Source organism: Pseudarthrobacter sp. C4D7 (genome assembly GCF_013359725.1).
Lineage (GTDB): Bacteria > Actinomycetota > Actinomycetes > Actinomycetales > Micrococcaceae > Arthrobacter.
On record NZ_JABFMW010000021.1, the window covers coordinates 32,044 to 52,839 of the forward strand.

8 protein-coding genes are annotated in these 20,796 nt (G+C 58.9%); 2 read left to right on the top strand and 6 right to left on the bottom strand.

The genetic code is table 11. The annotated features are described in order from the left end of the window. Position 1: 1 nt before the first annotated feature. From HNO81_RS14405 to HNO81_RS14415, 3 genes are read right to left on the bottom strand one after another with little or no spacing between them, the layout of a single operon-like run. Positions 2–6,376 (bottom strand): DEAD/DEAH box helicase, encoded by a 6,375-nt coding sequence (locus tag HNO81_RS14405; RefSeq protein WP_175318791.1) that lies wholly within the window; start codon positions 6,374–6,376, stop codon positions 2–4. Beyond that, complete coding sequence (locus HNO81_RS14410) at positions 6,376–10,998, bottom strand: Eco57I restriction-modification methylase domain-containing protein (protein WP_175318792.1); 4,623 nt, start codon at positions 10,996–10,998, stop codon at positions 6,376–6,378. Before HNO81_RS14410 ends, HNO81_RS14405 begins: the two co-directional genes overlap by 1 nt. After that, positions 10,998–13,859 (bottom strand): helicase-related protein, encoded by a 2,862-nt coding sequence (locus HNO81_RS14415; protein WP_175318793.1) that lies wholly within the window; start codon positions 13,857–13,859, stop codon positions 10,998–11,000. Before HNO81_RS14415 ends, HNO81_RS14410 begins: the two co-directional genes overlap by 1 nt. A 341-nt stretch (positions 13,860–14,200) precedes the next feature. Between HNO81_RS14415 and HNO81_RS14420 the strand changes: the two genes are divergently transcribed. Beyond that, positions 14,201–16,039, top strand: coding sequence for a DUF262 domain-containing protein (locus tag HNO81_RS14420; protein WP_175318794.1), 1,839 nt, complete (start codon positions 14,201–14,203; stop codon positions 16,037–16,039). 155 nt (positions 16,040–16,194) lie between these two features. Beyond that, positions 16,195–16,797: a hypothetical protein gene (locus HNO81_RS14425; protein ID WP_175318795.1), complete on the top strand. Its 603-nt coding sequence runs from the start codon at positions 16,195–16,197 to the stop codon at positions 16,795–16,797. Between the two features lie 404 nt (positions 16,798–17,201). Here HNO81_RS14425 and HNO81_RS14430 read toward each other — a convergent pair whose 3' ends face one another. From HNO81_RS14430 to HNO81_RS14440, 3 genes are all read right to left on the bottom strand, one after another. Beyond that, positions 17,202–18,164: an HNH endonuclease signature motif containing protein gene (locus tag HNO81_RS14430; protein ID WP_175318796.1), complete on the bottom strand. Its 963-nt coding sequence runs from the start codon at positions 18,162–18,164 to the stop codon at positions 17,202–17,204. Positions 18,165–18,397: 233 nt separating this feature from the next. After that, entirely contained in the window at positions 18,398–18,640 is a 243-nt protein-coding gene (locus HNO81_RS20465) for a hypothetical protein (protein ID WP_371818268.1), read from the bottom strand. 300 nt (positions 18,641–18,940) lie between these two features. Continuing rightward, complete coding sequence (locus HNO81_RS14440; protein WP_175318797.1) at positions 18,941–20,671, bottom strand: AIPR family protein; 1,731 nt, start codon at positions 20,669–20,671, stop codon at positions 18,941–18,943. Between the last annotated feature and the right edge of the window lie 125 nt (positions 20,672–20,796).

The following is a 20,796-nucleotide window of genomic DNA, read 5'->3' on the forward strand; positions in this document are numbered from 1 at the left end:
GTCAAGCCCCCTTTACCTTCAGCAGTTCACGTATCTCATCAACGTCAATTCCCACGGTGGTCCATCCCGAGGCTTCCAGCCCTTCACGTTCGTCACCATCAAATACAACGGCAAGATGATGGTCCGGCCACGCGATTGAAACTGGCATGCCGTCCACCTCGTATCCCAGCTCGGGCAGAACGTCCAGACCGGCAGTGGCAAGCTGCAACAGCAGTGTTTTTTCGAATTCAGTTGCCTGATCCAGAAGTGGCCTCCACGCAGGTCCGACCTCGTCCGCCATCTGCTGTCGAGCGACTTCTGCAGTAACCGAACCACCGGCGCTCACGTTGGAAGCTACGGATCCGATGGTCAAACCTATGGGTTTGAATGCCAGGAGGTTCGAGAGCTGCAGCCAAAGACGCCAAGAGGCTTCGTGTGAAGGAGAAGCCAGTGCATCCTGCCGATCATCAAGGCAAAGGCCGACGGCGATCGTGGACAGGCTGTTAGGCGAGCCCGCGGCAGCAAAGCCATCGCTGCCGGATCTGCACGTCCAGGCGGGCACACTGCCGGTGGGCAGCGGTGGCCCTTCTCCACGGGCCAAGGCCACAGCATGCCCGTAAACAGCGTCCGCCTCCGAAGGCTGCGGCTTCTCCTGCATCAGCATCAGCGGCACCAGTTCCGAGAACTTGGTCCAGGCTTCAGGATCCGGCTTGTTGACCCACTGCCAGAGCATGCTCATGGCATCCCGCCCCAGCACACCCATGATGGACGCGTCCACAGGGAACTTGGCCATCAGCTGCGCGTTCAGCTTGCCGTTTGCCCAGGACGGCAACGTAACCGGCGCCGACGGACCAGCTTCAAAGGCATTCACGTCCTCCCATGTAACGGCCCAAGGGATCACAGCCGAAGACAACGCCGAGGTGTGCCGAAGCTTGTCGCGCTTCTCGGCGTCGTCCGCGATCCGGTTGTGCTCCGGCGACGCGTGGAACGCGAAACCGTCGGTATAAATCGCCAGCACCGGAAAGTTCGGGTCCGGCGGGCCTTTCAGCAGGAAGTCCGGTCGGGTGCCGGCAATATCCACCTGCGGGAGAAGCTGCCACTGGAAGTCCTGCCCGGGAATGCGGAAGGTAATAGTGTCCGCAAGCGCATCTGGTGTGATCTTGGTGTGCGCGCCCACTGCTTTGAGGCGGTCCATCCAGGCCTTCCGGAACCGCTTTTCCAGAAGTGATTCGATGGAGGTCTGCGCGCTCGGCGCTTCTTCAGTCACCGTCCAGTCCGCGAACGACGGCGGGACCTCACCATCAGCGGGTTTCTGCCCAGAGCGCAGCAGGAGACCAAGCAGCCGCTCCGCGCTTGCGCGGGCAACCTTGTCGACCTGCCAGGGCTCGGCGTGAGGAAGGAGGCAGTGGTGGCAGGCGAGCCGCTCCTCGAAACGGCAGCTGCAGTCACGCACTATTTCCCACGCTGCGTGGAGCAGTTCCCAGACTCGCTTTGAATCTGCGAACTCGGCCAAATAACCCGTGCCACCGGGCACCTTGTCATGAAGCATCAGCGCTATTCGGCCACCGCCATGTGCAGGATCGTTGATCCGCAGGACACCGAGATGGTCCGGTGCTCCGCCCAGGACTTTCTGGAGACCCATGAGCAGCGCGGCCTGAAGACTCGGCACGGAGAAATCATCGCCGTAGGTGACATCCAGCGGAAGGTGCAGCACCACGCCCTGCGTATTGAGCTCGCGCGCCAGGACCACTTCCTTGATGCTCTCCTGGGTTTCCTTCCGGAACTTGCACCAGAACCGGTGCTCGTTCGGCCGGTTCTCCTTGGCTGACTGGTCCAGCTGGCCGCAGTAGGAACACAGCCGGAACATCGGTGTGCGCACGTCGTCGCCGGCAATCGTCCGTACCCCGCCGTTCGATGCCGTCCGCCCGGTGTTGATCCACCGGATGTCCACCCTGTTGAAGTACTCCGCGCCGAACTCGTAACCTTCCACGAACCAGCGCTTCTGCAGGTGCTGCTGGTCAATATCAGCCGCCGCAGCGATCGTGAACCGTTCACGGACGCGGTTGTCGCGGCGGTCGTTGATGGCTGCCTCGTCGCGCCGGACCTCGGCGGAGACTTTCTTCATGACCACGACGTCGAAGATCTGGCCCATGTCGGCGATCGCCGCCGTCGTACACCTGATGCAGCTGGTCACCGGTGCGCTGGTTCCCACGTCCGTCTTGATCCAGCCGCACTGCGGGCACACCTGCCATTTCTGAATGTGGCTTTGCTGCGGCCCGAGGTCCACTGCGTCGATCAGGATCTCCATGCCCTGGGCGTAAAACGTCGCGCCCGGAGCGAACTCGCTGAGCGCTACGGAGGCGCCGCGGTTATACGTCACGGTGTCCGTGACGAACTCCTGTGTGTCGGCGTCCTTCCAGGACAGCCCCACGTCAAGGCACACGGAATCGTCCAGCAACGTGTAGTTGGGCAGGACGCCGTACGCTTCCAATACGGAGATCCAATAGTCAGCGCGGAGCTGTTTGAGCTGGTCGCCGATCATGCGGAGCGTCGCTTTGGCAGTGCGGAGGGCCTGAACTGCATCAGAGGACTTGTCCTCCAACCGCTCCGCTTCTTTGGCTGCGGCCTCCAGCTCCGGGAGAGCCTTGTCGATTTCCTTGCGACGGGCCTCCAGCTCGTCGATGTCGGCTTTCCACTCCCCCGCCGCCCGGACCAGGTGACGGGCGAGACCGCTGGGCTCGCCGTCGTCGTGCTCCGAGGCCCACGCAATCAGCCGCTGGCGGCTTCCCTCGGAGACCTTTTCGCCGAACTGGCCGAGGAACTCAGTCAGGTAACCTTTGGCATTCATCGTGCCGTCCTGGATGAGGTCCCCGATGAACGAGCCCGGTGCAACGCTTCCCAGCGCCTGGACCGCGTCGCGCGGGTGCGGGCGGCCGGCGGTCCGGGCGAACCGGTCTGCCACGTGAGCGACGTACTGGCGCCCCAGAATCTCCTCTGCGTCCAGATAGGTTGCAGGCGGACGGACCTCACCGTTGATGACTGAGAGGGGGTCGTGAAGTTTGGGCAGATGCTCGCCGCGGCCCCGGACGAACGCGAGGACCAGCGAGTTGCCGGTCAGGCGGCCTGCACGGCCGACGCGCTGCAGATAGGAAGCGACCGAAGTAGGCAGCGAGGCAAGCATGACGCAGGAGAGGTCGCCGATGTCGATGCCCATCTCCAAAGTGGGCGTGGCCACCAGGACATTGGGAGCCTGCGGATTGTCGGATCCCGACTTGAACTGGGTCTCGTAGAGAATACGGGTCTTGTCGTCCAGGAGGGAGGTGTGCTCCCGGGCAACCACGCGTTTGCTTTCCCGCGAGGAGTAGAGGTCCCGGTAGAAGTTCCGGGCGTCGCCCGCCTGGCGTTCCAGCCTGCCGCTGCACCGAACCAGAGTGCACGGGGCGCCGTCGAGCTGGTCGATGACGGTCAGGCTCCCCGGCGTCACGGCCTTGCAGACCTTGCACGCGAGGACATGGCGGCCGGACTCGAGGTCATCGACAGCGGGAACGGAGAGCATGATCTTTGCCGGATCCAGCCAATAGACGTCAGCTCCAGAGTTGGTGCTGGTCTTGCCCAGCACCCCGTCATCTTCCAGCGCGATGATCAGAGCCTTCGAAAGGTAGCCGCTGTCCGACGGCGCAATGCCGAGGCAGCGTGCCGTCCACCGGGAGTACCAGGAGGTTGATGGAGTGACGGTATCCAGATTGTCCGTCGCGGCGTCCGCACGGCCAATCCGCGGGAAGGCTGGTGCGGGACGCCCGGACGGGAAAGCCGGCATGCCTTCACCTTTGGGCCGGCCTCCCCAAATCTGCCACCGCTTGCCGTCCGTAGCGATGTATCCCTTGAGCCACTCGTGATTGATGCCGCCCTGAAGGCGGACGCGCTCCACGGTGCCGCGGATCCACTGCAGCAATTGCTGGTCTGTAGGCGGAGTGTCTCCCGCCATCGTCTGGTGCTGCGCCGAATCGTACGCCCGGCGGGCGACTGCGAGCATGCGGGTGGCGTTGCCAGCGTCCGTCTCGACGGCGAGCGAACCGGTGAGCTCCAGAGTCCGGCCCGTGCGGGACTGCAAGCCGAGCTCCAGGAGGGCGTCGAACTGCAGGCGGCGCCTGGCGAACCGGCGTCCCCGGGCTTGTTCTGCCGGTGTGGCTTTCGGGTTCCAGAACTGGCGGAAGCTCTGCCGGTCTACGTATTCGGGTGCCACCAGCTGATAACGCTCCGCCGGAGTTTTCGCATTGGTGATGGCCGCTTCGACTACCTCTGAGAGTGTCGCCGTGTTTTCGGTCAGGGCACGGCGCAGCGCTGTACGGAGCGTCATGGTGTGCGAGCGCGATTGGACGTAGCCGGCCCTGTGGGCGGCGTCCTGCACGCTGTCTGTGAAGACCAGGGCCTTCTTCTCTCCCTCGTCCAAACCCTCAGCCCCGAAGAGGTTGGAGATGCTCACGGAGAGCATCGTGGCGATCGCACTGCCCATAAACGCAATGCCTTCTTTGGCCAGGCAAGACGGGCAGACGTCCCGCTTTGATTGATCGTCCGCATCCTGTCCGGTCAGCATCAGCACAGGAATGACTCGGCCTTCAGCCAAGTCCGCGCTGTCGGCAGCAGGAGGAGTCTTGGAGAGTCCCCGGTTGACGGTGTGCAGCCAGTGCAATCCCTGGACCTGTTCCACACCGTCCTGACCGAACTCGATGATGTCGGCCTCGGCGGCGGCGGAAATGAGAGTTCTGAACCTCGGGTTGTTCGCCAGGCGCTCCTCCCGGATCTTGGAATCGTCCAGCTCCAGATCCATGCCTGTTGGTGCCAGGACGGCGCCCCAGCCGGACCTCCCGCAGTGCCGGCAGTACACGGCGGGCAAGAACATGTCGTTCGACTGGTCAATACCGTCATCCGACCATCGGAACCGTGGAACTGTGTCCACAGCTGCATCGACCCGGGACATTTCTCGGATCCAAAGGTGGGTTTCGACGGTAATGGCCTCACGGCCATGGCGTGCACGGATGTGGCTGAGGAGCCCAATGACATGGGATAAAAATTCTTCGGCGTCCGAGGCGCTAACGCCCTCCGGCAGGTCATGCGGCGGGAAGATTCTCTGTGAGAGTTTGGCCAACTCGACGGCGGCTGTTGCGTGATCCAGCAGGGCTGCGGTGAGCGGGTGCGTACGCATGGCGTCGAGCAGGTCCCTAGGACGCTGTTCGAAGAGAGAGTCGAGGACTGGTTCAATGACGATTTCCGGCCCGGCACCGGATTGCCGCAGTGCCGCTACGGCCGTGTTAGTTTCGGAAAGACTCAGTGCGACGGCGTGCAGGTCCTTCGCCTGCACCCTGCCGGAACCCATCGCTGACCAAGCTTCAGAGCTCAGCCTGGACTCGGTGACAACGGTCTCAGGGGGAAATGCCTCACCGAAGACAGTCTCAGCGAATCGGAGCATCGCCGCGGGGTCACCCTTGCTGCCGAGGGTGGCGGATGTGGCGACGGGGGTGACTCGGCCGAGCGGGCGGGCTCGGTCTTCTTCGGTCAGACCGTCAGGACGATTTACGAGGTGTTCCGGCCAATAGCCTTTCAGCGACAGCCCGAGCCGGCGCAGCAGCATGGCGACGTCGGTGCCTTGGGCGCCGTCGTAGGTGTGGAACTCGTCGAGGACGACGTATTGCAGGCTTGTGGCGGACTTCTGCCAGAGAGGGGCGTCCTCTTGGCGGAGCAGGAGCATGTCCAGCATTTTGTAGTTCGTCAGCAAAACGTCCGGCGGGTTTTCCCGAAAGACCTGGCGGTCGTTGATAAGCCCGTCCTTGGCAACTTTGGTGCGGTTAGTGTCCTGTTGCCCGGTGTAGATGCCGGCAGTGACTCCTGCGAGCTCGGAATAGGTGGTCAGCATCTCGGCCAGGCGCTTGGCCTGGTCATTGGCCAGTGCATTCATCGGGTAGAGAATGAGTGCCTTCATGCCGGTGGCGCCGTCACGTTTGGCCCTCAGCACGTGGTCAAGGATGGGATACAGGAACGCCTCGGTCTTCCCTGAGCCAGTTCCTGTGGTCACGAGCGTAGGCTCTGGACGTCGCCTGGCGGTGGCAGCGTTGCTGCCGATGGCTTTGCTGCTCAACCGCTGAAACGCTCGAGCCTGATGGCCGTACGGCTCAAACCCCTCGTACCAGTCCAAACAGTCCCGCCACCCCGGCGGAGCTGACTCGAACGGCAGGCGCAGTCGGACATATGAACCCTTATAGAGGCCGTTCTCCGGGTCAGCAAGAAAGCCCTTGATGGCAGACTGGGCATTCCCGTCGGTGAGGGCGAACGTCGTTGCCAAGTAGTCCGAGAGACCCCGGCGCAGGTCGCCAGCTTGAATAGTCGGCAAGAGTTCCGACATCAGGCCTTATCCTCCAACAAGCTTGAGAAGTGAGCGTATGCCTTGCGCATGTCCTCTTCCCGGTCGAAGCTCTGGAATGGGAACTCGAAGACGTACTCGATGCCGCTCTGCGGGTGCGTCCAGGTGCGTTCCTGAAGGGTCAGGTTTTCGCCGACCTTTCGGTAGAGGCGGTTGATGTCTCCGGGCACCTTGCGGCCGTTAGCGTCGTAGAGGTCGTTATCTTCGTAGCCTCGGAGTACAGGGAACTGAGTTCGATAGATGGTGCACAGTTCATCGACGGTGACCTCCAAAGACAAAGCGGCCAGCACATCCAGCTGCACATGAATTAAACGGCGCTCTGCTGCTTTACGGACGACGGATTTGGCCGCCGCTGCGTTTCCTGCCTCCGCACACAAAGAAGTAAAGGCTTCTGTAAGTGAAATAAGCCTAAGGAAGTTTTCCACAATGGAGTTGATGAATGGGGACTTTATTTGTATTGGTAGCCGTCCGATGTCATCCCCGGAGATTTTGGAAGCACCGACGACTTTCATCAGGAAGTCAGCAACCAATGAGGACGAAAAACCGGCTACGGCCACTAACGTTCGAGCGTCGTCCGCTACAACTACCCCAGCAGCATAGACGTTATCAACGTGCGCAGCCCCTGGGGGGATCACCGAAGGATGGAGTGTTCGAGCGCCAGTGACGGCGGCCATTCTCCGCCAAACCATGCGGTACTGGCTCCGTTGCTGAATCGGCCGCCCATCGGGTGCCACCCATGACCCGAAACTGGAGTCATATAGGGGCTTCTCGCTGGCGCGTTGATAGCTAGTGCGCGGGATGAAGTTTACGGGGAGGGCCTCGAGGTCCAGCTCCGTCCAATCAAGATTGTGCTTCATGGTGGGGTTGGGCTGCTTGGCAAAAGGGTTTGCGACCGTGAAGTGCGGGCCTTGCAGGATAACGTCGTCCCAGGAGTTGGGAACAGCAGAGCCAACCTCAAAGTACCCTCTCTTGCGGTCAGCTGTTTCATGCCAGCCAGACGAATACTGAAGCGGGAGGTCCCGAACTCGAGGTGCTTGACTTAACTTTTCGAGCACTCGGGAGCTTGCACGGTTCACCGGATATACCATCCGCGCCTGAACAGCGGGCGTGCCGGGCTCGTCGAGAATGCTCGCCCACACGGCAAGCACGGACTCATCAACGACGATGATCCGTTCCGCGTGTGCTCGTATCTCCCAGTTTCCCTCCGCGTCTTTTAGGCCTGGAACATCGCCAGATCCGTCGTGCGCCTCCGAACGGACAACTGTGTCTGGATGAAACAGAGATGCAGCCATGCGAAAGAGCGGAGAATCACGACGAGTTCCGTATACGTGTACGCCGTAGGTTATACGGTGATGAATTTCGAAGAGAGAAAGCTCATTGACGAACTGCCAGTGTCGTCGAATTCGTCGATACGTCTCGGCACGGAGATGGGCAGCAATCTTCTCCGTGAAGTGCGATTCGGGGTGTATCAAGCCGATCACACCTCGTTTCGACGTGGACCGCCAAGTGCGCACCATAAACGCCCTATACAGATCCGGCTGCAGGCCAGCTAGCATCGGGTAGTCGCCGGTTGACCCAAGGAATTCCGAAAGTACCGCTGTAGGAAGCGCGTTCTCAACGAAATATTCCTGCATGCCATGTCGAGCGAGAGTCTCCTCGCGCTTGACCTTGATTTGACCCTGTGTCGGCTTCTCGACCAACTGCCACCATGGGTCGCCTTCGGCCAACAATGCAGCTTCATCAGACCGCGGCCGAACCCAAGGTGGATTCCCCACCTGGAGATCGAAGCCACCACGTCCGAACACTGAAGCGAAGTCAAGTTCCCAGTGGAAGAAACCTTGGTCAGCCGCAATTTCTTCACAGACCTGCAACCATGGATGTTGGTTCTTGGCAATCTCGATGTTGGCCACCAGGGCAAAGTCGAGGTCAGCTCGTTCGGCGTCGTTGAGTTCTTCCCAGGTCGATGCAGCACCAAAGGTGTGCTGCCCAGCCATCTTCGATTCCTTGCCCTGTAGGCCCAGAATCGCTTCGAGCGCACCAATCCAATCATCCAGGGTAGGAGGTGTTGCCCCGCCGCCGGTCGCCCGCGCAGTCAGCGGCCAGAACCACAGAGCGTTCCAGGCATCCATGACCCGGCGGAGTCGTTGATAGGCTCCATTCTGGTCGTTGAGAGTCTGCTCAATCTGTTCGCGGGTGACAGCCTGAACCCGCCTGCCTGCATCGTCCATCTCTACAGTAGAGGGCTGCTTGCCGAAGTAGTCGATGTTCCGGCGGGCCTCAGCCTCGACGACTTGAAGCCTGCGCAAGGTCAGCTTCCACAGCGATTCCACCCGGCGGCCAAGGCTAACCATCCGGTCCAGCTGGGTCTTGCTGAGCTTGGCCTTGATCTTGTTACGCCAGCGCTTGAGCTCCTGCTGTGCCTCCCCTGCCAGGTCCTTAACTTCTTTGACATCTGCGGCCGCGCCCCATCCTTCGGCCGGGAGCAGGAAATGATGGATGCGACCTGCCACGTTAGGATCGTCCGTCTCACCAGTCATGGCCTCGACAAGCCCGGTTACGGGTGCATCCTGCGGGGCGCTCTTGAGCCAGGACTTGTCGCTGACTGACTGCCGCGAATACGTAGCCCGGCGCGCGCCGATCAGCGAGTTGCCTGGGCGTAGACGAAGCCCGAACCACGGCGCCTGCAGGTCCTCCACCATGGTGTCCAACCAGAGGGAGACTTCGGCGAGTTCAACCGCCGTCGAATTAAGGTCCACGCCGTGGACCTGGTGCAAGGCGATCTGCGCCTTGACTTTCTGAAGCTCCCGCGGGTACTGGTCCGCGGAGATACGGACGTCCAGCTCTTCCTGTTTGCGCTTCAGGTACTCGTCGGCGAGCTGACGGACAGCTTCCAGGGCGAACGCGCCGGAGCCCAGTGCTGGCTCACAAACGGTCAGGTTCAGGATGTCGTCAGCTGCGGTTGTTTGCTCGTTCTGATCCAGCAGTTCTTCGAGCGCCTGGGACACAACAAATTTGGTCAGGACCTCGGGCGTATAAAAGGACGCCGACTGTTGACGTTCGCGGCCCGCGAGCCGGAAGACGAATGACCCAGCTTCGTGTAGGACGAGCTTCTTTTCGCCTGTCCTCTCGTCCTCGAACTTCACGAAGTGCTTAGCATCGATCGATTCCGAGCGGTCCACCGGGACCACCCAGGAACCCTTCTCCGGGTTGCCGTCCTTCGCTACCTCATAGAGGGGCTCTGCCGCGATGAAGCCTGTATAAGACATGAGACCTTCATAGACAGCGCCAAGTTGGTTGATGCCGAGTTCTGCGTAGGAGATGAATCCGCGGTCCTGTCCGCGGGCTTCCTTGGTCAGTAGCAGGTGCTGCAGGACGCGCTGAAGCTCAGAGTTACTCAACTTGGCGTCATTGATGAGAGACGTGGCTGATTTTTGGAAAAGGTCGGCCTTCAGCGGCTGGAAGACGAGTCCCTCGTTATTTCCGGCAGGGTCATCAGCGGCCGATGTTTCGCGGCGAGGTTGGTGGCCACCGTCAACAAGCCGGAACAGCCGCTCCAACGATTCATAGATGTGCGTACCACGCTGCGATTCTTGCGACTGGATGTTTACGAGCGTCAGTTCCCGGAGGCGGTCCAGGCCGTAGCCCTCGTTGTATTCGCTGGTCCCGATGGGCAACACACCCATTTCCGGGGACGCTTCCGCGTAAAGGAGGAACAGAATCCGGTAGAGGAAGCGCAGGGACTGGCGGGCCAGGGCCTGGCCGTCTACGTTGTCCACGGGCAAACCCTGCGAGACTCGTCTCTTGAGAACGTCATTGGCGATGATTTCGATGGAACGGCGGATGCCCTCCCGCAGGTCCTGGGAGACACCCACGGTGTGCTTGACGGATGCCTCAAGTACGCCGTCCCACCAGATGGATCCATCTGGAGTTGGCATGAGCGAGTCGCGACCAAAGATGGTCAGGAAGCGGTCAGTTTCAGAATACTTCTTGATGTCGTTTCGATCCGCTACCAGCAGGACATCAGCCGCGAGGTACCGGCCTTCGGCCCAGCGCTCTTGCTCCGTCAGAACCATCCACCGCCCGGCCAAAATAACGACATACTTGGGCGCGCATTCTGAAAGGTAAATTTCGGAGACGACCTTGGCCAGAGTCAGTGATGGCAACTCCTTGCCGTCGACGAGCACACGTCCGAGCGGCTTTACCGATGACAAAACATCTTCAGCAGCGTCAGCTGCACCGGCCTCAAGAAACACGACGTCGGCGTAGTCTGTCTCCCACACGCCGGGAACCAATGTCTCCGTGCCGCTGCGCTGAAAGGTGACCGCGGCCGTCGTACCTTTGAACCCGAGCGCGGTGCGCAGGAGGGCGTATGCCTCGCGAGCGCCCGCAGGGTCCTCGGCCAGCCCGGCAAGCAGGATCTGCAGCCGGCCGCGGACTTCAGAGAAGCGGGAGAGCGTGGTCGGGTGGCCTTCCTTGGCTTGCTCGTCCCAGGACTTCCGGAGTCTGATGACTTCCGCTTGAAAGGACTCTTTGGTGGAATCCGTGGTGAAGAAGTGTTCGCTGATCCAGTCTTCACCGACAACGATCGAATCAAAGGACGGCATTACTGGTCAGCGCCTTCCGGTACGGCGGTAGGAGTATTGCGGGGAACGGCGATCAGAAGCGGGCGGACTAGCCGCTGGGCTGGCGCGAGCGACTCGGCGATGAGCTGTTCCTCGGTGACGCGCTCGCGCTGTTTCTTGACCTCGGCCCGCTGTGTGAGTTCAAAGGACAGCTGGGTCCAGCCGGTGGCACGGTTAGTCCATGCCTGGAGCCGCTGTTCAGCTGCCGTGGCCGCGGCCTCGAAGGTCATCTGCATTGTCTGTCTGGCGTTCTCCACTGCGCGTGGTATGAGGGCCTGCAGGCCGTCCAGACTAACGGGGCCGGGATTGGTGGACTTGTTATGGACGCCGATAGCTGCCAGATGGTCGCCCAGGTCCTCAAGAGGCTGGTCCATACAGAAGTTTGGGTTGCTTGGGTCAGGGAATTCGACGGCGATAAAGGCCTTGGACACCACCTGGCCGCGGCGGTTCATGAGGGTTCCCATGAGGAGGACCTGCGGCGCATCAACATCACCACGGACGGCGAGCACTTCGCTGCGGGACATCGACCCCAGGGCTCGGTCGCTGGCCCAGTCGAGGACGGGGTGGAGCGGGCCGAGGTAGTGGGCTTCAGGCCAGCTCATGTCATCGGATTCGCGGGCCCGGTCCAGCTCCCGGGTGCCAGCTTCCACGGTGGTGGCGAGCTTGAGGCGCTCCGTGACTTTGCGCTCGGACAGATAGTCCTGGGGGAGATAGCCGAGGCGGTGCTGGAGGTCCACCGGCGGATTCAGCTCGGCCAGGCCGTGGCCTGCGTGGATGGTCCAGCCGAGTTTCTTCTGGGGTTCGCCGAAGGCCTCGTTCAGCGCTTCCTCGAGGAAGTCCAGGTCCGTGGCGTACAGGCCTGATGGCTTCTCCACCGGTACGTCATCGCTTGGTCCGTCCTGTTTGAGGGCTTCAAAGTCCAGGAAGTCCCAGACGTCGCCTGACTCGGGGTCCGGGTCTGGCTCGCCGACGGTGTCTTTGAACTCCTTCTTGCCGAGAAGGACATCCAGGATGGCGTCCTCCTCCTGCTTGACGCTGTACTTTCCCATGAGAGAGGCGACGTCATTCAGTACGGCGTGGGCTTCGTGCTCCCGCTCCATCAGCCGGGTGAGCACCTTGATGTCGCCCGAGAAGCGGGTGTTGCTCGGGTTCAGCAGAAGGGTGGTGATCTGGGGCTTGTGGCGCTGGCCGAAGCGGTCGATACGGCCGTTGCGCTGCTCGATCCGGATAAGGCTCCACGGAATATCAAAGTGGATCAGGTGGTGGCATTCGGCGTGCAGATTGACGCCTTCGGAGGCCACGTCGCCCGTTACCAGAACACGGAGCGGGCTGTTGCCGCGCTTGAACTGGTCCACGATGTTCTGCTGTTCGACGTCGCTGAGACCGCCGTGGAGGAGGCCAACGTTTTCGGGCTTGAGGCCGAGGGCTTTGGGCAGGGCCTCCTGTAGCCACTTAAGCGTGGCGACGCGTTCGGCGAAGACGACGGCTCTCACTGGGGAGACCTTGCCGACGCCAATCTTCTTCAAGTAAGCGACAAGTTCGTTGTATTTGCCTGATTCGCCGGTGTTGGCGTTTTCGGCGAGCTGACGGAGGCGACCCAACGCCTCCGTCTCTTTGGCCTCGGTGGGGGCATCGGCGTCGAGCTTTTTGAGACGCTCCGTCACAGTTTCCAGCAAAGCGGCTGGGCTGGAGAGGAAAGCCTTGGCGAGCGTCCAGGAGAACAGGGACCCGTTCTGTCCTGAGTAGGGGGACGGACGACCCTTGGGGTAAAGCCAGGTATCGGAGAGCTCCTCGGCGATTGCATTCTCAGCTGCCGACGCGGCGACAAGCCGGTTGTCCGGTTCCTCCCTCTCGGCCCAGTCTGCGCCGACCTCTTGGGCGACCTCGGGACTGTGGCGATGACGCCGGATGATGAGGTTCTCCACCTGTTTGGGATCAAAGGTCCCGTCAGGGCGGACGACCGTGGGGTCGAGGAGGCGGAGGAGCTCGGCGAAGGACTCATTGCGGCCGTTGTGCGGGGTGGCCGAGGCAAGGATCAAGGCCTCCGTATTGGGGGCGAGGATGCGGGCGAGCTCGTTGTTGAGTGTGCCTGTGTTGGTGAGGTTGTGGGATTCGTCGATGACGACGGCGTCCCAGTTCAGCTTGCCGAGGTGGGCGCGGTAGCGGGCGCTCTTGAGGGTGTCGATGGAGATGATGGCCCGCCTGTAGTAAGTGAAGGGGTTGCGCGTGGCCGGCAGTTTTTGGCGGACCTTCTGGATGCCGGCGGAGTCGAGGCGGACGAACGGGAGGGCGAAGCGGCACCAGAGTTCGTGCTGCATCTGCTCCAGGACGTGGCGGGGAGTGACTACCAGGATGCGCTCACCGCGGCCGCGCTTGACCAGCTCGCTGAGGATCATGCCGATCTCGAGCGTCTTGCCGAGGCCGACGGCGTCCGCGATGAGAATACGGGGCCTGATGTTTTTGGTGTCCAGGGCTTTGGCGACGGCGATCTGCTGATACTTCAGGTTTCGAGAGAGCATGCGCGTTGAGACCGTGAGGTGCTCCGCGGACTGCGGTGTGGGGGTCTTGCGGAGGGTGGTCTCCAGGAAGAGGCGCGCCTTACGGTAGTTCGGGGTGTCATCCGCGACGACTTTGGACTTGGCCGGGTCTACGACTTCGATGTCGTCAAGGGCGGAGTAGAAGGCCGCCGTGGTGTCTCTGACGAGCTCGCTGAGGCCTTGGACCCTGATGAGCGTTCCGTCCACGGACTTCTCGAGGCTGGTCACCAGCCACTCCTCATCACGGACGTGAACTACCGAACCAGGTGCGACGTTGAGTTCCCGGTTTTCGGCTGTAACTGTCAAGACCTACTCCTGTGTTTGCTGCTTCCCCATGTGGAGCTCTACTCATCAGTCCGGTAGACCCTCCCAAGCCATTATGTATGGCAATCTGGTATTCATTGGGCCATTTTCCTGCACTCGCTGCCCGAGTGGCCTCTGATCCGAACAGCTTGATCTGGTTCCAGCTTGGGGCCTGCTGCGCCAGCATACGTGCCGATTCGGAACACGCACGTGCTGCAGCTGCCTTAAGGCAGCTGCAAGCCACTCTTGACACGTTCTTGACACGTTGACCCCTAAAAACCAAAAGTGCCCACAACTAGTACTGTGCGTAACTAGAGACAGCGATTGTAAATAAGGAAGGAAACATGTCATTCGACAGCCCTATTCGGGATCTTGAGACACTGCTTAAGGACATCGACAGTGGGAAGATTCAGCTTCCGGACTTCCAGCGGCCCTGGAAGTGGGATGTCGATAGGATTCAGAGTCTTCTAGCCAGCATTGCTAAGGGCTTCCCCGTCGGTGTCGTAATGACACTTGAGACGGGATCAGATGAGGTTAACTTCGCGGTTCGGCCGCTCTCAGGAGCAAGAGAACCGCACACTCGGCCAGACTTCCTACTTCTTGACGGACAGCAACGCCTGACATCGCTCTACCAGGCATTGTTCAGTGAGGATCCCGTCGATTCATGTGATCCGCGCGGCAAAGTGATGAAGGGTTATTTCTACATCCGTGTTGCAGAGTCGATTGACCCAGACATGGATATGGAGGACGATGCCATCTTCTTTGTCAAGGAAGACCGGATAGTACGGACCAACTTTGACCGCGACATAGTCGGGGACTACTCCGATATGGAGAAGGAGATAGCAGCTGGAGTTTTTCCGCTCAACAAAATTCTCGATACGAGCTACACTCGAAAATACAGCAGGCTTTTTCATCACAGCCATCCGAACTCCGACGATATGCTGGATGAATTTTTCGACGGACCGCTAAAGCAGCTTTCAGAATACAAGGTTCCTGTTATTGAACTGTCGAACACCACTAAGCGCGAAGCGGTTTGCACGGTCTTTGAAAAAGTCAACACGGGCGGGGTGGCTCTCAACGTATTTGAGCTGCTGACGGCGACATTTGCAGCGGGAAGTGCAGACTTCAGACTTAATGACGATTGGACGGCACGCAAGAGGAAAATCGTATCGCTCCGTCCGGTTCTGTCCGGGTTAGAGAACACAGACTTCCTCCAGGCCGTCAGCCTCCTAGCTAGCCGGAAGCGGCGACTCAACTACGCAGGTGAGTCAGAAAAGGTACCCGGCATCACCTGTAAGCGGAAGGATATTCTCAAGCTCTCCCTTGACGACTACTTGGAATGGGCAGATCACCTGACAGATGCGTTCATCTGGGCTGGTCAGTTCATTAACAACCAATTCATTTTCCGGCATCAAGACCTTCCCTATCGGACTCAGTTAGTGCCGTTGGCAGCTATACGTGTGGCATTGGGAACGGATGCTGATCTTCAGGGGGTCGCCCGTCTGATTACGCGATGGTATTGGAGCGGAGTCATGGGCGAGCTATACGGCGGAGCCGTCGAAACCCGTTTCGCACGCGATCTCGAGGAAGTTGAGGCGTGGGTCGGCGGGGCCAGTGAGCCAGGTACCGTCGCTGGTGCCTCTTTTAATCCAGATCGTCTCCTTACTCTACGAACACGCAATTCCGCTGCCTACAAGGGCATTTATGCTTTAACGATGCGGGGCGATGTGAAGGACTGGGTTTATAATCAGAAAATCAACCAGGGATCGTACCAGGACTTTGCGATAGATATCCATCATATATTCCCTCAAAAATGGTGCGAAAAAGCAGGCATCGAAAACACGCTAGTGCAGAGTATCGTGAATAAAACACCAATTTCCAGCGCGACAAACCGATTCATTTCTGCAAAGGCACCAAGTAGGTATGTCGGAGAATTGGCTTTGCGAGCTCAAATCTCTCCCGAGGAAATGCAAGAGTCGCTAACAGCCCATCACATTGACGTTTCACATCTGCTTGATGACGATTTTCACGCCTTTTTTGAAGACCGCCGACTTCGGCTCCTCGACCTGGTCGGAGCTGCGATGGGCAAGCCTGTCCTGAGCTACGAGCAAGCTGGCCACGATGTTTTCGGGCATGCAGAGGAAGACGAACTAGACGATCTCGCCGCGTCCCTTTCGGCCTGAAGCTTCACCGCCGTGACGTGCAGGGTCCTCGATCTCCCGCGCCGGGTAAGAGCAAATCACTGGGCGCTCTTGCACTCCCCGGGCAACCAGGACGAGAAATGACGGAGCGCGGTGTTCCAAACCAACGAACCGATCGCTAAGGAAATTGACACCTCATGGACCTAACCTGGCTAATTACACTCTTCTCGCAGAAGGATGCACCTTGGTGGGGAGTACCTGTTATAGCCGGAATCTTCCTCATGATCGGTGCCAGCATGAGCTTCGGTTCAGCCTGGACCGTGGACAGGATCAAGGGCAATCGAGAGCTCGCCCGCCGCTTCGACGCCGATATTAAGGCCTACGGGGCCGAATTCCTACAGTCATGCGACCGGTACCAGAAGGCGCTTCAAAAGCTAGTTCGATCAAAACCTGCTGGTTTCATGAAAGAGATTCAGCATGACGACGAAAACACCTATGGTCCCAGCGATTCACCTGAGTACAAGGCCATGCTTGGGGTCAGGGACAAAGCTCAGGAGTCTGCCGACCTCTTGTCGTTTGTTGCCCCAGATTCTCTGACTAGCGCAGCAAGGGACCTGCAAGCAGAGCTCCTGGCCGCCCAGATTTTTCATGCTGCAGATACAGACGACAACAAGGCGAAGGTTGCGGCAGCCCGTCTACTGGTTGTCAACGAAGTCCGAAAGGCAATAGAGCTCCCCGAGTCGGCGATCGGCAAGAGCAAAAAGAAAGCGAAAAATAGGATGCTGACTAAGACTAAGTGAACTGTCCCATTCCCGGATCTCCACAGGGCATTGAACACGGACTCACCGAAGTTGATGAACCATCTCGACGTGGTCACGTCCAGGAAGAGCGAACATACCCATGATTCAGGTACTCCCAGGTGCGGCTTGGAGTGTGGAAATCACATTGAGCCGGAACTACTACCCTGCAGGACGGAGTCGCGGCCCATCACGTAAAACAGCTGAAAGGTGTGACATGGTTTCTCCGTGCTGGGAGTGTGAAGCTCTTAGATCAGACTGATCCAATAAAGGGGCGAAGAATCCGCACTTGTCACCCCCAAGCGGGCCCATGTGGCCGATTTCTTCCCCTAAAATTGACAAAGGGACGCGGTTTCAGGACGGTCTCTTACGCCGGGCTTTTCTGTCATTTCACCTTCTCCGAGCCATCAGGATTCCTCTCGGCGTCCCCGCTTATCTGGCAAGCCCCAAACAGCTGGCGCCAGGAAACTGTTACTGGTCAACGCGCGGCAATCATCCAGATATCCGCCGCTCTTATTACTCATCCGTTGCCCACCTCCAATTCTTGAAAAACTTCCGGGTTTTGCGGGAATTCCACCCAGCCAGCGCTGAGGTATGAATGTCGTGAAAATCTGACCCTCAAACCCCAAGTAGTCGCCGACAGCCAGCAACAGCCTGTTCCCATAGACGGTCTCGTCCCTATAGGTAGTTCTATTGTTGGCCACCTCTATGCCATCGCCTTGATCACAAGCTTTTCCTAACCGGATTAGGACGCCCCTGCACCAAATCTCCGCACGCTCGATAACGATCCGATTCGGCGGCATCAAGCGGATTCTTAGAACGACGTCGCCAAGGGCGCGTCTGACGATAAGCGTCCTTCCCTCAAACGCGACATCCCATGTCGCAACCGCATGTCTTAGTTCTCCGTCGCGGACGACCAAGAGAGGCTTGTTATCCGCGTCGCGTATGAGGAGGTTAAGCGATATGGCCCCGTCGACGAAGGCAACTTTTATGATCGGTTCCCCATCCACTTCGATGGCTGAAGCTTCAGGCGCGTCGGCGGACCACACCACTTTTAGCGACCCCAGTTCGACAGTGAGGGAGCTGCCGTCAAAGTAAAGAGGATGTTTAGATCCCAAATCCCGGGTTTTGTTATACGGGCTTTTATTAGCTTTCCGGACCCGGGACACTGGTAGGCGCTCAGCAGTCTTTTCCCGGTGGTGCATCGGACAGAGCAGGGTCATCTGGTCTGCGTCGTGGCCAGTCTTCCCGTATCCGTCGATGTGCTCGTAGTCGAAGATTGGCGAGCCACACATGACGCATCCAAAGCCGCACCGCTGGCGCACCTTGCGCTTGATAGCAGCAGGTATGAAATCCCTATTAGTGGTCATAGGGGCCAATTCTCGGATCGGTGTGCAGGACGCAGCACCTCCAGGTCTGGGCCAACCCGTCTCAGTTGAAGCTTTTGTGTATCAGCAGGAGCAGATTTCGACATGTTCCCTCGATGTTTCATAGGTGACCGGACAATTCTAGGTTTGCACTTGGCCATATCGGCGAGGGCACGCCCGATTGAACCGAATGTGCGCCCTGAGCAGTCGCGGGAGCCACAAGAGGTTCATAACCGTCAGTCGACGAGCATCGGCTGCTGGGCACCGTCCAAAGATTCGATACGCGGCAAAACCTTCCGTTTCCGGTGGTTCACGCAGCACCCCGCAGCAAGTACCGCCACGAGTCCCAAAGTACTCAGCAACTGGGGACGGGGATCCTCGCCAATGAAGCCAACCGTGAAGATCGCCGCGAGGATGACCAGGCCAAAGCACGTGAGCCACGGGAAGCCGGGCATCCGCAGGGGCAGTTCCGTCCCCACGCGGTCGGCATGGAGCGCAGCGCGAGCTGTGCCAGGAGCGCGGACGTCCACACCAGCAGGCACGCCGAGCCCACGATGTTGAGCAGGACGCCAAGGACCATCTCGGGGAACGCGAGTTCCAGCACCACCGTGACAACGCCCGGGCTGTTCAGAAGCTACTGCCTAATCCGACCAGCTGTAAGAACGAGCATTCAGGCCATTTCCCATCTGATGCACTGGCTCGAATGCGGAACTGGTAGCCGGTGACCTGGACAGGTCTGGATCACGTTGCGTCCCTCCGGTACCAACTCAATGACAGAATTACGGTTTCTCGCCGGCGACAGCCTTCGCATCTGGAATGGACCCGCGAATATTTTGGACAGCAATATCTCGGATAACCTTTACCTTAGCGGCATTTTTGAACAAAGACGCCAGGTACCCGTCAAACTTCTCCTCAGCCGCGTCTTTCATGCTGGAGTAGGCCAATGCTGTCGCATTATCGAGGGCAGGTTTGTCGAGCGTCCAGTTGAAGCCGGGATCGTCCAACTCACGACGCTGGAGTTGCGTGAAAACTAAGTGCAAGATCAATCTGTTTCCATGCACAGCGAAGCCCTTTTCCCGGCTATCCGCCCAACCACGATCAGGACTAGCGAGGTAGCTATCGACATGCCGTAGAACCTGCACCCGGCGCCAAATAGCCGTCGACGTCGTTTGTGCGTTGAACAGTGCCTTATACGGGGCTCTAGAAGTGTCTACATAAAGCCGGGAAATCTCACGTTTCGCCTGGGTGGCGAGGTTAACGTCGTCCGCCGCACAAGCGAGGGCGACTACAGCTTCGTCAAACGAACAGCCTGTTGAACTTTCCGGCTCCGCTTCACCGTTCCGTACAGCATAGATATATCCATCAACAGCGAATTCGTTCCGAAGCCTGTCCTGCTCCGGGTCCAAACCAACGAAGTCTCTTCCCCCAATTCGGTTCTGAGTGTTCGTGGCCCTTGTTACCCTGCTAGCAAAGTCTTCGTCCGCCTCATCCAGCGATATGAAGCGTACGCTAACCCTTACTTGGGCAAGCTTTTCGGAATCTGTCGCCGCGGTAAGACTTGCAAGTGATCCAACTGTTTGGGCTCCGTTAACAACCGAGGCACCCTTAACGTTGAATGACCCGAAACGGCGATCCCCTCCTCCAGCAAGCACTTTCTCATAGGATTTGCACAGTACAGTAATTCCGTTGTTTAGATACCAGAACTGTTCGGGGCTTTGGAGGGCTGTTTCCTTAACCGACTTGTTGACCTCAGAGTCACCAAGGAAAACACGAACATTCTGTGCTAGAAGCTGCTCACCGTGTGTAGTTAGCCAACTTGCTACGTCGCTACCCTGAACATGTCCGTACACAGCACGGGGCGGCCCATCGATGGAGCCCCAGTCCGAAAGAGACACTTGTAAATCGATATCACCTGCTTGTTGTTCCTCAACTAGCAGTCGATGAATTTGGGCTTGGTCGAGATATGAAAACGAAAGTGAATCACTCACAGAGTCATTTTGATCATTAACGAAGTCAGTCATTACAGAACCCACCGCCTCAGCCAAAGCGCCAGTTCCCATATGAGCGAAGACAATATCTACCTTGATATCCGTCTTCATGAGCACTGCCTGGAGCTCGTGAACACGTGCGTTGACTTTCGAGTTGAATTTGTGCCACCGCATCGAGAGCAAGTCATTGACGCCTTCGCGAAACTTCATCATTTCCGCGGCTTCGGCACTTCCTTTTCCAGCCTCAGACCATTTGGTCTGCACGAGAATAATTTTGCTGTCGTCAGGAAGGATGGCAATACCATCTATACCATTATCCTCCCCGCCATCCACAACGCTTTGGGCTGCCTCCACCGCGCTCAAACCGGAACGCTTCATCATTACGAATGCAGTAAGAGCTCTGGTCAACTTGAATGTGGCTTGGTTAGCTTCGTTGTGACCTGCTACGTCAGACATATCAATGTGAGCTATGATTTCCGCTTCCAGCCGGTTGCGGACCTGCTGAATCTGCAGGATCCCCATATTTGAGCTTCCTTTTCGTCCCGATATTCCCGCGCCAACTTGGTTCTACAAGCAATCCTACTTACTTGGTCCAGCACCAAGGCGCCACGGTGCCCCGACATTGGTAACAATGCTGGCTTAAAGGT